The following is a 14,297-nucleotide window of genomic DNA, read 5'->3' on the forward strand; positions in this document are numbered from 1 at the left end:
CGGTTTGTGCGGATGGGCGTCAAAAGCGAACATAAACGAAAATAAACCATTGCCAAACTGCCTGATATTTGTCACGTTCGGCAGAGCCATAAGCACTGGGGAGAAGCGGCGTGGCGCAAGCGCAAACACAGACAGTCGACCTTTTCGTGATCGGCGGCGGCATCAATGGCTGCGGCATCGCCCGCGATGCATCGGGCCGTGGGTTGACGGTAACGCTGGCCGAGATGAACGACCTCGCCTGGGCGACCTCTTCGTCCTCGACCAAGCTGTTTCACGGCGGTCTGCGCTACCTCGAGTATTTTGAATTCCGACTGGTGCGCGAGGCGCTGATCGAGCGGGAAACCCTGCTGCGCGCCATGCCGCACATCTCTTGGCCGATGCGTTTTGTGCTTCCATATCATAAGGATATGAGGTTCGAGAACGACACGCCCACATCCCGCTTGCTCAGCTTGTTCATGCCGTGGATGAAGGGCCGCCGCCCGGCGTGGCTGATCCGGCTGGGGCTTTTCATGTATGACCACCTTGGCGGTCGCAAGATCCTGCCGGGCACCACATCTGTCGATCTGACCAGCGGCCCCGAGGGCGCGCCGCTTCAGGATCGTTTCGAGACCGCCTACGAATATTCCGATTGCTGGGTCGAGGATTCGCGTCTGGTAATGCTGAATGCCCGCGACGCCGAGGCGCGTGGCGCCACGATCATGACCCGCACAAAGGTGATCAGCGCCGAACGCGAAAACGACCTTTGGCGCGTCGAAACGCAAGACGTCGAAACCGGCGCGACCACGGTTCACCACGCAAGGATGCTGGTGAATGCCGGTGGGCCTTGGGTCGGCGACATCATCCAGACCAAGGTGCGGATCAACTCGCGCGAAGGCGTGCGGCTTGTGCGCGGCTCTCACATCGTGACCAAGCGGCTGTTCGATCACGACAAATGCTACTTTTTCCAGGGCACGGACGGGCGCATCATCTTTGCGATCCCATACGAGAACGACTTTACCCTGATCGGCACCACGGACGCCGAGCAAACGGATCCCGAAAAGAAGCCCGTATGCACCCCGGAGGAGCGCGCATATCTGGTGAACTTCGCCAACGCCTATTTCAAGGCCGAGATCACGGATGCCGACATCGTCTGGACCTACTCCGGCGTGCGGCCGCTGTACGATGACGGGGCCAGCAGCGCCACGGCGGCGACGCGGGATTACACGCTGAAGGTCGACGCGAACGGTGGCGCGCCGCTGCTCAACATCTTCGGTGGCAAGATCACCACCTATCGTCGTCTGGCCGAAAGCGCGCTGGAAAAGATCGGTGAACATCTCTCCGTCTCCGGCCCGTGGACGGCAGGGGTGTCCTTGCCCGGCGGGGATTTCCCGGTGGACGGTTTTGAAAACCTTGTCCGTGATTTGCAGCGCGACTTCGACTTTCTGACGGCGTTCCACGCCCGTCGCCTGGCCCGCGCCTATGGCACCGATGCCCGCAAGATTCTGGGCCGTGCCGTCACGTTGCAGGACCTTGGCCGCGACTTCGGTGCTACGCTCACCGAGTCGGAGGTCGTCTGGCTGATGCAAAAGGAATACGCGCGCACCGCAGAAGACGTGGTGTGGCGGCGCAACAAGCTGGGCTTGCGTCTGGAGGAGACGCAAATCACGGCGTTGAATGATTGGATGGCACAGCGGCGACAGTCCGCACAGGTTGCCGAATAACGCAGGGCAGGCGACCGAACGGTTGCCGCCAGTAAGGGAGGAACACGGTGACGCTTGAACTCAAGGGCGTTTCCAAGGTCGTGGAGGGGCAGACGCACGTCTATCCCACCGATCTGACGTTGGAAAAAGGCACAATGAATGTCCTGCTCGGGCCGACCACGTCGGGGAAAACCTCCCTGATGCGGCTCATGGCGGGGCTGGACGCACCGGCCAAGGGGCAGATCATCTGGCAAGGTGAGGATGTCACCGGGCAGCGCGTGCAGGACCGCAAGGTCGCCATGGTGTACCAGCAATTCATCAACTACCCCTCGATGAGCGTGTACGACAACATCGCCTCGCCGATGAAGCTGATGGGCGTCTCCAAGACAGAGATCGACACCCGCGTGCGCGAAACCGCAGAGCTGATGAAGCTGACGCCGATGCTGGACCGCAAGCCGCTGGAACTGTCCGGCGGGCAACAACAGCGCTGCGCCCTGGCGCGGGCCCTGGTGAAAAACGCCGGGCTGGTGCTGCTGGATGAACCGCTGGCCAACCTCGATTACAAGCTGCGCGAAGAGATGCGCGTCGAAATCCCGAAGATCTTCGAGAAATCCGGCGCCATCTTCGTCTACGCCACCACCGAACCCGAAGAGGCGCTGCTGCTTGGCGGCAATGTGGCCACCCTTTGGGAGGGCCGTGTGACGCAGTTCGGACCCACGCCGGAGGTCTACCGCAAGCCGGTGGATGCGACCACGGCGCGGGTGTTCTCCGACCCGCCGATGAACTTTCTGCCGATTTCCAAGACCGGCAACCGCATCACGTTCGGTGACGGTCAGGCTGCGCCGGCCACGGGGCCGCTCTTGGATCTGGCGGACGGCAGCTATCTTGCGGGCTTCCGCCCCAACCACCTGGAGATCGGCAAACACGCGGCGGATGCGGTGGAATTCACCACCACGCTCAACGTGACAGAGCTGACCGGCTCGGAAACCTTTGTGCACCTCGACCACCACGGCGAACGCTGGGTCGGGCTGATCCACGGCGTGCACAATCTGCGGATCGGAGAGGCGTTGAAGGTCTATCTCGATCCGCGCCACGTCTACATTTTTGCCGAGGACGGCGCGCTGGTTGCGCCCGCGTCCTACGCGCTGGCAGCTTGAGGGAGAGACGAGATGGCCAAGATCACGCTCGATAACCTCGCGCATTCCTACCTGAAATCGCCGCAGTCCGAAGACGACTTCGCGCTCAAGGAACTGAACCACGACTGGGTCGATGGCGAAGCCTACGCGCTGCTGGGGTCGTCGGGCTGCGGCAAGTCCACGCTTTTGAACATCATTTCCGGCCTGCTGCATCCGTCTCAGGGGCGCATTCTGTTTGATGGCAAGGATGTGACCCACGCCCCCACAGCCGAACGCAATATCGCGCAGGTGTTCCAGTTCCCGGTGGTCTACGACACGATGACCGTGCGCGATAACCTGGCGTTCCCGCTGCGCAACCGGGGCCAACCCGAGAGCTATGTGGCGGAACGCGTTCAGGAAATTGCCCGCATGATCGGCATGGAAGACATGCTGAAACGCAAGGCCCAAGGCCTCGGCGCGGACCAGAAGCAAAAGATCTCGCTGGGCCGTGGTATGGTGCGCAAGGACGTGAACGCGCTGCTGTTTGACGAACCTTTGACGGTGATCGACCCGCATATGAAGTGGGAGCTGCGCACGCAGTTGAAGAAGCTGCACCATGATTTCGGGCACACGATGATCTACGTGACGCACGACCAGACAGAGGCGCTGACCTTCGCGGACAAGGTCGTCGTCATGTACGACGGTCGCGTGGTCCAGATCGGCACGCCCGAAGAGCTTTTCGAGCGGCCCGAACACACCTTCGTCGGCTACTTCATCGGCTCGCCCGGCATGAACGTGATCCCGGCAAAGGTCGAGGGCAACCGCGCCTATATCGATGGCACGGAGATGGCGCTGGCAAACGGCTACGGCCCGCTCAACGGTAAGGTGGAGCTTGGCGTGCGTCCCGAATTTGCGCGCCTGTCGCAGACCGAAGGCCTGCCCGTCACCGTGCGTCGTGTCGAGGATGTCGGCCGCCACAAGATCATCCGTGCCGATTTTTTTGGCCACGATATCAATATCATCGCAGGCGAAGACGACCGGGTGAGCGCAGACATGAACCGCGTCCACTTCGACCCTTCGCATGTGAACGTCTATGCCAACGACTGGCGCGTCACCCCAAAGGTCCGAACCGAAACCGTGGGGGCCGCATGATGGGCAACGCAACGTACAAGGCGCAGCAGTGCCAAGCCCGCCCTTTCAATGAGGTCACGACGACGACCGAGCGTCTGGGAGGAACCGACTGATGCAAAAGACAGTCAATCAAAAGGCATGGTTTCTGGTTTTGCCAGTGCTTTTGCTGGTCGCCTTTTCCGCCGTCATCCCGCTGATGACCGTGGTGAATTATTCCATTCAGGACACCTTCGGTGGCCAGTTTTACCCGCTCGACGACAAGCTCATGTGGTTCAGCGATCTGCTTGAGGACGAACGCATGTGGGGCGCGCTTCAGCGCCAGCTCATGTTCTCCGGCATCATCCTGGCCATCGAGATCCCGCTGGGCATCTTCGTGGCGCTGAACATGCCCAAGTCCGGCTTCTGGTCCAGCTTCTGCCTTGTGGTGATGTCGCTGCCGCTTTTGATCCCCTGGAACGTGGTGGGCACGATCTGGCAGATCTTCGGCAGGGTGGATATCGGCCTGCTGGGTTATGTGCTGGACAAGATCGGCATCGATTACAACTACACGCAGAACACGTTTGACGCATGGGTGACGATCATTGTCATGGACGTCTGGCACTGGACCTCGCTTGTGGCGCTGCTGGCCTTTGCCGGGCTGAAGTCCATCCCCGACGCCTATTACCAGGCGGCCAAGATCGACCAGGCCAACCGTTGGAAAGTGTTCCGCTTTATCGAGCTGCCCAAGATGATGGGTGTCTTGATGATCGCGATCCTGCTGCGTTTCATGGACAGCTTCATGATCTATACCGAGCCGTTCGTCGTCACCGGCGGTGGCCCCGGCAACGCCACGACGCTGCTGTCCATCGACCTTGTGAAAATGGCGCTGGGACAGTTTGACCTTGGTCCTGCGGCGGCCTTCAGCTTGATGTACTTCTTGGTTATCTTGTTGATTTCGTGGGTGTTTTACACCGTGATGACCAACCTCGACAAAAAGGGCATGTGATGACGGACACCACGATTCCCGAAAACCTGACCGCCCAGGGGTCCAACACCCGCAAGCGGTTCAAGGTGAATACATCGGCCATTGTCATGGGCTTGTACCTGCTGTTCCTGATGCTGCCGCTCTACTGGCTGCTGAACATGAGCCTGAAGACCAACACCGAGATCCTGAACGATTTCACCCTGTTCCCGCGCAATCTGACGCTGGACAACTACCGCACGATCCTGACCGATCCGTCGTGGTACATGGGCTATGTGAATTCGCTGATCTACGTGGTGATGAACATGGTGATCTCGCTTTCGGTGGCGCTGCCGGCGGCCTATGCGTTCTCGCGCTACAGCTTCATGGGGGACAAGCATCTGTTTTTCTGGCTGCTGACCAACCGCATGGCCCCGCCTGCCGTCTTTGCGCTGCCGTTCTTTCAGCTGTATTCGTCGGTCGGCCTGTTCGACACGCACATCGCCGTGGCTTTGGCGCACTGCCTGTTCAACGTGCCGCTGGCGGTCTGGATCCTGGAGGGCTTCATGCGGGGCGTCCCGAAGGAAATCGACGAGACCGCCTACATTGACGGCTACTCCTTCGGCGGCTTCTTTGTGAAGATCTTCATGCCCCTGATCGCCAGTGGCATCGGTGTGGCGGCGTTCTTCTGCTTCATGTTCTCGTGGGTGGAGCTGCTGCTGTCGCGGACGCTGACCACGGTGGATGCCAAGCCCATCGCCGCGATCATGACCCGGACCCAAGGGGCGTCCGGCATCGACTGGGGCGTACTGGCCGCAGCGGGCATCCTGACCATCGTGCCGGGCGCGCTCGTGATCTACTTCGTGCGCAACTACATCGCCAAGGGCTTTGCTCTGGGGAGGGTGTGATGATGCAGGGACATCCGCGCAACGAACGTCCCATCCAGAATTGTCAGCTGACAATTCTGGGCACGGACACCACGACGCAATTTGAAACGAGGAGCGCCTGACATGGAATGGATGGCATGGACCTGGCCGACCGCGATCTTCTTCATGGTGATCGCAAGCCTGCTGATCCTCTTCACGATCCTCGCGATCAAATTCCCGGAGACGCCGCGCACCGGCATCCTTCGGATCGAAACGACACGAGGCGACCGCCTGTTCATCACGCTTCTGGGAAGCGCCTTTATCAATCTTGCGTGGCTGGGGCTGGTTGGCGCCGACACGCAGCCGTGGGCGCTTGTCGTCTGCGGGGTCTACGCCGCGGCGGTGTTCCGCTGGGTGTAAGACAGACTTGCGCGTGGTCCCAGCCTTGGGGCGCGCGGCCTAAACAAAAGTTCACATAAGGGAGGAAACCAATATGAACTTTACGTTGAAATCCACCACCGCACTGGCGGTGGCGCTTAGCCTGACGGGCGGAGCGGCATTTGCGGACATGGAAGCCGCGAAGAAGTTCCTCGACGAGGAAATCGGCGACCAGTCGGCCCTGACCCGCGAAGAGCAGGAGCAGGAGATGCAGTGGTTCATCGACGCAGCCGCGCCGATGGAAGGGATGGAGATCAAGGTCGTCTCCGAGACCATCACCACCCACGAATACGAATCCCAGGTGCTCGCACCGGCGTTCGAGGCCATCACCGGCATCAAGATCACACACGACCTGATCGGCGAAGGTGACGTGGTCGAAAAGCTGCAAACCCAGATGCAGTCCGGCGAGAACATCTATGACGCCTACGTCAATGACTCCGACCTGATCGGCACGCACTGGCGCTACCAGCAGGTGCGTAACCTGACCGACTGGATGGCGAACGAAGGCGCGGACGTGACCAACCCCGGTCTCGACCTCGACGACTTCATCGGCACGGCCTTTACCTCTGCGCCCGATGGCAAGCTGTACCAGTTGCCGACGCAGCAGTTCGCGAACCTCTACTGGTTCCGCTACGATTGGTTCAACGACGAAAAGAACAAGGCCGATTTCCAGGAGAAATATGGCTACGAGCTGGGTGTTCCGGTGAACTGGTCCGCCTATGAGGACATCGCCGAATTCTTTACCGGTCGTGATCTGTCCCACATGGGCATCGACGACGAGATCTATGGCAACATGGACTACGGCAAGAAAGACCCGAGCCTTGGCTGGCGCTACACCGATGCGTGGCTGTCCATGGCGGGTGCAGGGTCCAAGGGTGAGCCGAACGGCCTGCCAGTCGACGAATGGGGCATCCGTGTGAACGAGCAGTCCCAGCCCGTGGGCTCCTGTGTCGCCCGTGGTGGTGCCACCAACGGCCCCGCAGCGGTCTACGCTGTGACCAAAGCCATCGAATGGCTGGAAAAGTACACGCCCCCGGCGGCGGCTGGCATGACCTTCTCCGAGGCAGGCCCGATCCCGGCGCAGGGCAACGTGGCCCAGCAGATGTTCTGGTACACCGCCTTTACCGCGGACACGGTCAAGCCGGGTCTGCCGGTGATGAACGAGGACGGCACGCCCAAGTGGCGCATGGCCCCCAGCCCGCACGGCGCATATTGGGAAGAGGGCACCAAGATCGGCTATCAGGACGTGGGCTCCTGGACGCTGATGAAATCCACCCCGGTGGACCGTGCAAAGGCCGCGTGGCTCTATGCGCAGTTCGTGACCTCCAAGACGGTGGACACCAAGAAGTCGCATGTGGGTCTGACCTTCATCCGCGACAGCTCGATCAACCACGAGTCCTTTACCGAGCGTGCCGACAAGCTGGGTGGCCTGGTGGAATTCTACCGTTCGCCCGCACGCGTGGCCTGGTCGCCGACCGGCACCAACGTGCCTGACTACCCCAAGCTGGCACAGCTGTGGTGGCAGAACATCGGTGACGCCATGTCCGGCGCCAAGACCCCGCAGGAGGCGCTCGACGCCCTGTGCGAGGACCAGGAAGATGTCATGGCGCGCCTCGAACGTGCTGGCATTCAGGGCGAAATCGGCCCGAAGCTGAACGAAGAGCGTGATCCGGAATACTGGCTTTCTCAGGAAGGTTCGCCCAAGGCGAAGCTGGAGAACGAGGAAGAAGAGCCCGAGACCATCTCTTATGATGAGCTGATCAAGTCCTGGCAGTAAGCCTGACTTTGCCGGGGCCTCCAGTCGCGAGGCCCCGGCGTTTTGACATTTCGGCGGTGTGATTGTTTTCTGGCCTCTCTGCGGATTGCAGGCCACAACGCGACACCGCCCCCGACACGGAGTTTCCCCACATGACGCTGATCCTCGCCATCGACCAAGGCACCACGTCTACCCGCGCGATGCTGTTCAACGAAGAGCTGCAGGTGACGGCCAGCGCGCAGGAAGAGTTCGAGCAGCACTATCCGGCGTCGGGCTGGGTGGAGCACGACTGTTCCGATCTTTGGACGACCACCGCCGCGACCTGTCGCGGTGTGATGGAAAAGGCCGGGGTGAAAGCCGAAGAGATCGCCGCCATCGGCATCACCAACCAGCGCGAAACCACGCTGGTCTGGGACCGCAAGACCGGCAAGCCGATCCACAACGCCATCGTCTGGCAGGACCGCCGCACCTCAGAATTCTGCAAGGGGCTGAAGTCCGAGGGGTTCGAGGACACGGTCACCGACCGCACGGGCCTGCTGCTCGATCCCTATTTCTCGGGCACCAAGCTGGCGTGGCTGTTGAACAATGTCGACGGCGCTCGGGCGCGGGCCGAAGCGGGGGAGCTGTGCTTTGGCACGGTGGACAGCTGGCTCGTCTGGCATCTCACCGGGGGCAAGCACCACCTGACAGATGCGACCAACGCGGCGCGCACAATGCTGTATGACATTCGCAAGGGGCGCTGGTCGCAGACGATCTGCGACCGCCTGGGTATCCCGATGTCGATGCTGCCGGAGGTGCGCGATTGCGCGGCCGACTTTGGCGAGACGCGCGCCGATCTGTTTGGCAAGCCGATCCCCATCCGGGGCATCGCAGGTGATCAGCAGGCGGCCACCATCGGCCAGGCGTGTTTCCAGCCGGGGATGCTGAAATCCACTTATGGCACGGGATGTTTTGCGCTGCTCAACACCGGGTCAGAGCCCGTCCGCTCGCAAAACCGATTGCTGACCACCATCGCCTACCAGTTGGACGGCAAGCCGACCTATGCGTTGGAAGGGTCGATCTTCATTGCCGGGGCGGTGGTGCAATGGATGCGTGACGGCTTGCAGATCATCCGCAACGCTGCGGAGACGCAACCCTTGGCCGAACGCGCGGATCCCTCGCAGGAGGTCGTGCTGGTGCCTGCCTTCACCGGCCTTGGCGCGCCCTATTGGAATGCGGAGTGCCGTGGCGCGATCTTTGGCCTGACACGCGGCTCCGGCCCGGCGGAGTTTGCCCGCGCGGCGCTTGAATCCGTCGGGTTTCAGACGCGCGACCTGTTGGACGCGATGAGAGCCGACTGGTCCGCGTCCGGCGACGCGGTGTCAAACGCCCCCCTGCGGGTCGACGGCGGGATGAGCGCCTCTGAATACGCGATGCAGTTCCTGTCGGACATCATCGACGCGCCGGTGGAGCGGCCTGCCGTGCTGGAAACCACGGCGACGGGGGTCGCATGGCTGGCGGGCGCGCATTCGGGGCTGTTGCCGGACATGGAAGCCTTTGCCAAGGGCTGGTCCGCCGAGGTGCGGTTTGAACCGGCGATGGATGATGCCACCCGCGATGCGCGCCACCAGTCATGGCGCAAGGCGGTGGATGCAACGATCGGCTACGCCTCCTGAGCGTTGCGGTGCCCACGGGCCCGTGACCCGGCGGCTGGCGCGCAATCCATGATGTGAGCCGGGGGCGGGGTGGAACCGCACGAGGTTATTTTGGCCCGCGCTCGGGGGTTAGCTGCTCAGCGCCAAGAGGTCCTGATAGAGCGTTTCCGATATTTCCACATAGCCCCGCGCGGCATTGCGCGCACGCGCCGCGTAGCGCCGCTCGGATGGCAGGCGCGCACCCTGTCCCCCGATCTCGGCAAAGAGCCGTTCGGCGCGGGCGTCGCTGTCTGCCACCGCGCCGCCTGACAGCCGGTCCGGGTCGAAGGCCAGCAGGATTTGTCCGTGATAGGGGGCTTCGGGGCGGCCTTCGGCATAGGCCATGCTGTCGAGGCTGGTGAGATCGCCAATCAACGGCCCGGCCATGAGTTCGACCATGAGGGACAGCGCCGACCCCTTGTAGCTGCCAAAGGTGCACATGGCCCCGTCCATCGCAGCCTCTGGGTCCGTGGTGGGCTGACCGTTCGCATCGAGCGCCACGCCCTCGGGAAGGGGCTTGTTTTCACGGCGATAGAGTTCGATTTCTCCACGGGCAAAGGCAGAAGTCGCGAAGTCAAAGACAAAGGGATCGCCGTTGCGCGGCCAGCCGAAGGAAATCGGGTTGGTTCCAAGCGCCCCGCGCGTGCCGCCCGCGGGAGCAACCCATGCGTGGCTAGGCGTCATGGAGAGGGCCGACAATCCGTGGCCTGTCAGCTGTTCGACCTCGGGCCAGAGAGCGGAAAAATGGTAGCACCGGGTCACCGCCAAAGCCGCGACACCAAACCGTTTTGCGCGGTCCACAAGGTGGGGCATGGCGGCCTGAACGGCGAGCAATGAGATCGCCCCGCCCGCATCAGCACGCACCACGGCACTGTCGTCCAAGGTCAGAGCGGGGTCCGCCTGCGGATCGACGCGCCCGGTGCGGGTGGTTTCGGCGCACATGAACAGGCGAAAAAGCCCGTGGCTCTGGCAATCGTCCATCTGGCAGGTGGTCAACATGTCCGCGATGGCCTGAACATGACGCGGGCCGTAGCCTACAGCCTGCAAGGTGCGGGTGGCGAGTCCGTGAACCTCGTCTCGGGATAGGCGGCGCATGGTCATGGACATTCTCCCGGCGGTGATCTGCCCCAGAGCTACCCGATTCTGCGCGGCTTCTCAAACCCCTGCGCGGGGGAGGTCGCATTCTATGCAGCATCCCCAACCGGCGGGCGATTCCAAAACGCCAATGTGCCCACCGAGCAAAGTCACCACTTTCCGCGCGATGGCGAGGCCCATGCCTGCCGTGCCGACCTCGTCCTTTGGGCGCAGCGTGTAGAGCGGCTGAAAAATCTTTTCCTCGTAGCCCTCGTCAATGCCCGGTCCGTCGTCCAACACGCGCAGCATGACACGATGCCCGTCCTCTCGTCCGGAAACGCGGATCTTGCCGCTGCGCGTGCCGTGGTGGATGATGGCGTTGGACAGCAGGGCCTCGATCAGGCGATCCAGATCGTTCTGCGGGGCCTGCACCGTGCCCACGACGCCAGATAGATCCAGATCGAACCCCACGTTGTCAGACATGCGGGCCCAAGCTGCGCCGATCGCACTGCACAGGCTGATCGCGCTATGCGGATCGGACAGTCTTCCGACGCGAGACAAATCTGTCAGCCCGTCCAACATGCGGTCCATGCCCTGAGCATAGGATTTGAGCATCGACATATGAGTGACGACCTCCTCGGGAAGTGTCATGCCGGCGCCATGGAGATCTTCTTCGATCCATTCGGGAATAACGCGCATCGCGCGGGAATATGTCTTCAAATCATGCGTGATAATATAAAGATAGGATTCAAAATCCTGTTGATCTGTCTCCACATCCTTCATTTTGCTTGATCCGATCAAAGCAGCTCTTGTTATCAAAGTGATATCAGCCCAATTGCGGCCGGGCAAATGCCATGGCCAGTGAATTTTCATAAATTTCGATGAAATAGCAAGGAATGCACTGTTTGAATTGAAGGGTGCACGTAGCGTAAGCTCATGCGGAGTGGGTTTGGGCAATGGAGATAGTGGTCATGGCAGATAAAACCAAGGATGCAGAGCTGGCCGCGATACGCGCAGCGTACCGCAAAGACGGCTTGCAGGACCGACAGCGCGCATCCTTCGAGGTTCTGGTGCTAGATGATAGCCGGTTTGATCAAAACCAGATCAAACGGGCCTGCGGCAAAACTGGCTTGCCAGTGACGACGCGGCTGACCTCCGACATGGACGAGTTCAGTCAAGCTCTTGATGAAAAAGCGTATGACGTCATCCTGATCGACTACATGCTGCCCAAGGGCAATGGCTTGGCTGCGCAACGTCTGGTGAACAATCACGCCATGAATTTTGGCGCTGCCGTTGTCATGATCTCGTCCGAGATGCGAACCGATGTTGCGGTGGCGTCAATGAAAAAGGGCTCGATGGACTGCCTCAACAAGGATGCACTGGATCCGGAAAAGCTGCGTGAAATCATGATGGCCTCTGCGAAGATTTTTTCCGAGGCCTCGCGTCATTGGATCGGGGAATTGCTGGCGCAGCAGCGCGTACAAATCGCACAAGACGTGGCGAAGGTCGTGCGGGACGAAATGGAGTTCGGACGATTTGTGGATACAATAGATAAGAGAATTATCGATATGCTGGCGAGTAAAGGTTTTACAGAACCGGAAAATTGGAACGTTTCTTATCTTTTTGATGCGGATGAACCATTGAAGTTCCGTTAAATTTATATGGCGTTTTGAAGTGGGGTTGTCGCGTGTATGTTATATTCAAAGCGGTGGCCAGCCGTTTCAGAACCAACTCAGGATTGTCTTTTTTGACCGTTTTCATTGTCCGCAATGACGTGCCAACATCCAAGGCTGATTGCGGAAGCTGCCTATCGTCGCGCTCCTAGCGGAATTGAGGGCTTTGCAGCACCTCATTGATCGGAACCGCGCGAGCCGCTGAGCGCGTGATGATTCCATCCAGTCACTGAAAGGACGCCTGCGGGCTGGGGAATTCAGTCGCCGCCTGCAAGCAGGTCGTTAAGCGACATGAGCAGCGACTCTGGCAACGCGACGGTCTACTGCGCTGGCGTCAGCGCACTATGCAACGCATGCTCATGTGGCGCTTGGCTGCGACTTCCCCCAAAGTCGCGCTTGCGCCGCTTTTTGACGGTTCGCGCGGTCACGCCCAAGCCTTCTGCAATATTCTTCTTTGCATCACCGATGGCCTGAAAGGGGCATACGTGCTTTGGTCTTTGTATGGCCCTGACGGTCTATGGATCAAAATTGTCACGCGGGATTCATCACGTGGCTCCCAGGCCCGCTGTCGGCAAAATGCCTTCAGGTGCCGCGAAACCCTCTTCGTTTCAGGGCATTCAAAGCCGACATTCGCCGTCAAATTCCATCACGCGCAAGGCGCCTCTTTTTTCGGCTGGGTAATTGTTCTGCCGGTTTGGGGGACGCGCAACAGGAGCCTTGTGTCACGGTCTTATCTCGCTAGTGTTCAAATATGCGGCGCAGTCGTCCCAGACTGCCTGTAAAATGAACAAAGCGTGCCGCGCTGGGTCATGTGTCTCGGGCTTCATCTGTCACAGCCCCAGCGCGCTGACAGAAATGGGCGCGTATAAATCACGGGGAGAGACACCATGCTGCATCGTAGTTTGATCGGCCTCATGGGCATCGCGCTGGCCGCACCTGCCTTTGCTGAAACCGACATGCCTTTTGCGCTGGACTGGAAGTTCGAAGGGCCGGCCGCGCCTTATTTCACGGCTATCGACAAGGGCTTTTTCGCGGACAAGGATCTGACGGTCGAGATTACCGCAGGGCAGGGGTCGCTCGACGCAATTCCCAAGGTCGCCACGGGCGCGTTCCCGGTGGGCTTTGCGGACATCAATTCGCTGATCAAGTTCCTCGACCAGAACCCCGATGCCCCGGTGATCGCTGTTATGATGGTCTACGACAAGCCGCCCTTCGCCATTGTGGGCCGCAAGTCGCTGGGTGTCGAAATGCCCAAGGACCTCGAAGGCAAAGTGCTGGGCGCACCGCCGCCCGATGGCGCATGGGCGCAATTCCCGATTTTTGCCGCTGAGAACGACCTCGATATGGACGCGATTACGGTTGAGCCGGTGGGCTTTCCGACGCGCGAGCCGATGCTGGCCGAGGGCAAGGTCGCCTCGATCACCGGGTTCTCCTTCTCGTCGTTCCTGAACCTCGTGCGCCTTGGTGTGCCGGAGGACGATATTTCCACCATCCTGATGGCGGATCATGGTGTTGACCTTTACGGCAACGCGATCATCGTGAACACGAACTTCGCCGACGAAAACCCCGAGGCCGTGACGGGCTTCCTGGAGGCCATCGCAATGGGGTGGAAAGACGCCATTGCCGATCCCGAAGCGGCCACCGCCAGCCTGGTGGAGCGCAACCCCGCCGCCGATGCGGAGCTGGAGCAGCGCCGCCTGCAACTGGCGATCGACGCCAATGTGGTCACGGATTGGACGCAGGCCAACGGTATGGGGCGCATCGACGACGATCGTTTCGCCAATGCGCTGGAGCAGATCAAGCTGACATACGAGTTCCAGAACGAACCGGACGCCAGTGCGTACTTCACGGATGCCTATCTGCCAGAGGGTGGATTTTCGCTGGATTAAGGTTCGGTGAGGTAAATCCAATATATGACCGGGCGCATCTGCGCGCCCGGTCCCGCTAAGAGG

The 14,297-nt window shown here is 60.7% G+C and carries 12 protein-coding genes; 10 read left to right on the forward strand and 2 right to left on the reverse strand.

What is annotated here, in order from left to right; translation table 11 throughout:
- Positions 1-110: 110 nt before the first annotated feature.
- From glpD to glpK, 8 genes are all read left to right on the forward strand, one after another.
- Positions 111-1,700, forward strand: a complete 1,590-nt coding sequence (glpD, locus tag GGQ68_RS10770; RefSeq protein ID WP_183965847.1) for a glycerol-3-phosphate dehydrogenase — start codon at positions 111-113, stop codon at positions 1,698-1,700.
- 47 nt (positions 1,701-1,747) lie between these two features.
- Complete coding sequence (locus GGQ68_RS10775; RefSeq protein WP_183965849.1) at positions 1,748-2,836, forward strand: ATP-binding cassette domain-containing protein; 1,089 nt, start codon at positions 1,748-1,750, stop codon at positions 2,834-2,836.
- A gap of 12 nt (positions 2,837-2,848) precedes the next feature.
- Positions 2,849-3,946: an ABC transporter ATP-binding protein gene (locus GGQ68_RS10780; protein ID WP_183965851.1), complete on the forward strand. Its 1,098-nt coding sequence runs from the start codon at positions 2,849-2,851 to the stop codon at positions 3,944-3,946.
- 91 nt (positions 3,947-4,037) lie between these two features.
- Positions 4,038-4,910, forward strand: a complete 873-nt coding sequence (locus GGQ68_RS10785; protein ID WP_183965853.1) for a carbohydrate ABC transporter permease — start codon at positions 4,038-4,040, stop codon at positions 4,908-4,910.
- Positions 4,910-5,773, forward strand: coding sequence for a carbohydrate ABC transporter permease (locus tag GGQ68_RS10790; RefSeq protein ID WP_183965855.1), 864 nt, complete (start codon positions 4,910-4,912; stop codon positions 5,771-5,773). The genes GGQ68_RS10785 and GGQ68_RS10790 overlap by 1 nt, the downstream gene beginning before the upstream one ends.
- A 102-nt stretch (positions 5,774-5,875) precedes the next feature.
- A complete protein-coding gene (locus GGQ68_RS10795) occupies positions 5,876-6,151 on the forward strand; it encodes a DUF2160 domain-containing protein (protein ID WP_183965857.1) in 276 nt (91 codons plus the stop codon).
- A 73-nt stretch (positions 6,152-6,224) separates the two neighbouring features.
- Positions 6,225-7,946: an ABC transporter substrate-binding protein gene (locus GGQ68_RS10800; RefSeq protein ID WP_183965859.1), complete on the forward strand. Its 1,722-nt coding sequence runs from the start codon at positions 6,225-6,227 to the stop codon at positions 7,944-7,946.
- Positions 7,947-8,077: 131 nt separating this feature from the next.
- A complete protein-coding gene (glpK, locus tag GGQ68_RS10805; protein ID WP_183965861.1) occupies positions 8,078-9,580 on the forward strand; it encodes a glycerol kinase GlpK in 1,503 nt (500 codons plus the stop codon).
- A 108-nt stretch (positions 9,581-9,688) separates the two neighbouring features.
- On the opposite strand, the gene GGQ68_RS10810 is transcribed toward glpK, so the two are convergent.
- Positions 9,689-10,699 (reverse strand): Ldh family oxidoreductase, encoded by a 1,011-nt coding sequence (locus GGQ68_RS10810; RefSeq protein WP_183965863.1) that lies wholly within the window; start codon positions 10,697-10,699, stop codon positions 9,689-9,691.
- A 54-nt stretch (positions 10,700-10,753) separates the two neighbouring features.
- Positions 10,754-11,455 carry a sensor histidine kinase gene (locus GGQ68_RS10815; protein ID WP_183965865.1) on the reverse strand — a complete coding sequence of 234 codons (702 nt, stop codon included), beginning with the start codon at positions 11,453-11,455 and terminating at the stop codon, positions 10,754-10,756.
- Between the two features lie 188 nt (positions 11,456-11,643).
- On the opposite strand from GGQ68_RS10815, the gene GGQ68_RS10820 reads away from it, so the two are divergent.
- Positions 11,644-12,327, forward strand: coding sequence for a response regulator (locus tag GGQ68_RS10820; protein WP_183965867.1), 684 nt, complete (start codon positions 11,644-11,646; stop codon positions 12,325-12,327).
- Between the two features lie 905 nt (positions 12,328-13,232).
- Positions 13,233-14,234, forward strand: a complete 1,002-nt coding sequence (locus GGQ68_RS10825; RefSeq protein ID WP_183965869.1) for an ABC transporter substrate-binding protein — start codon at positions 13,233-13,235, stop codon at positions 14,232-14,234.
- The last annotated feature ends 63 nt before the right edge of the window (positions 14,235-14,297 follow it).

Source organism: Sagittula marina (assembly GCF_014196795.1).
Classification (GTDB): Bacteria; Pseudomonadota; Alphaproteobacteria; order Rhodobacterales; family Rhodobacteraceae; genus Sagittula; species Sagittula marina.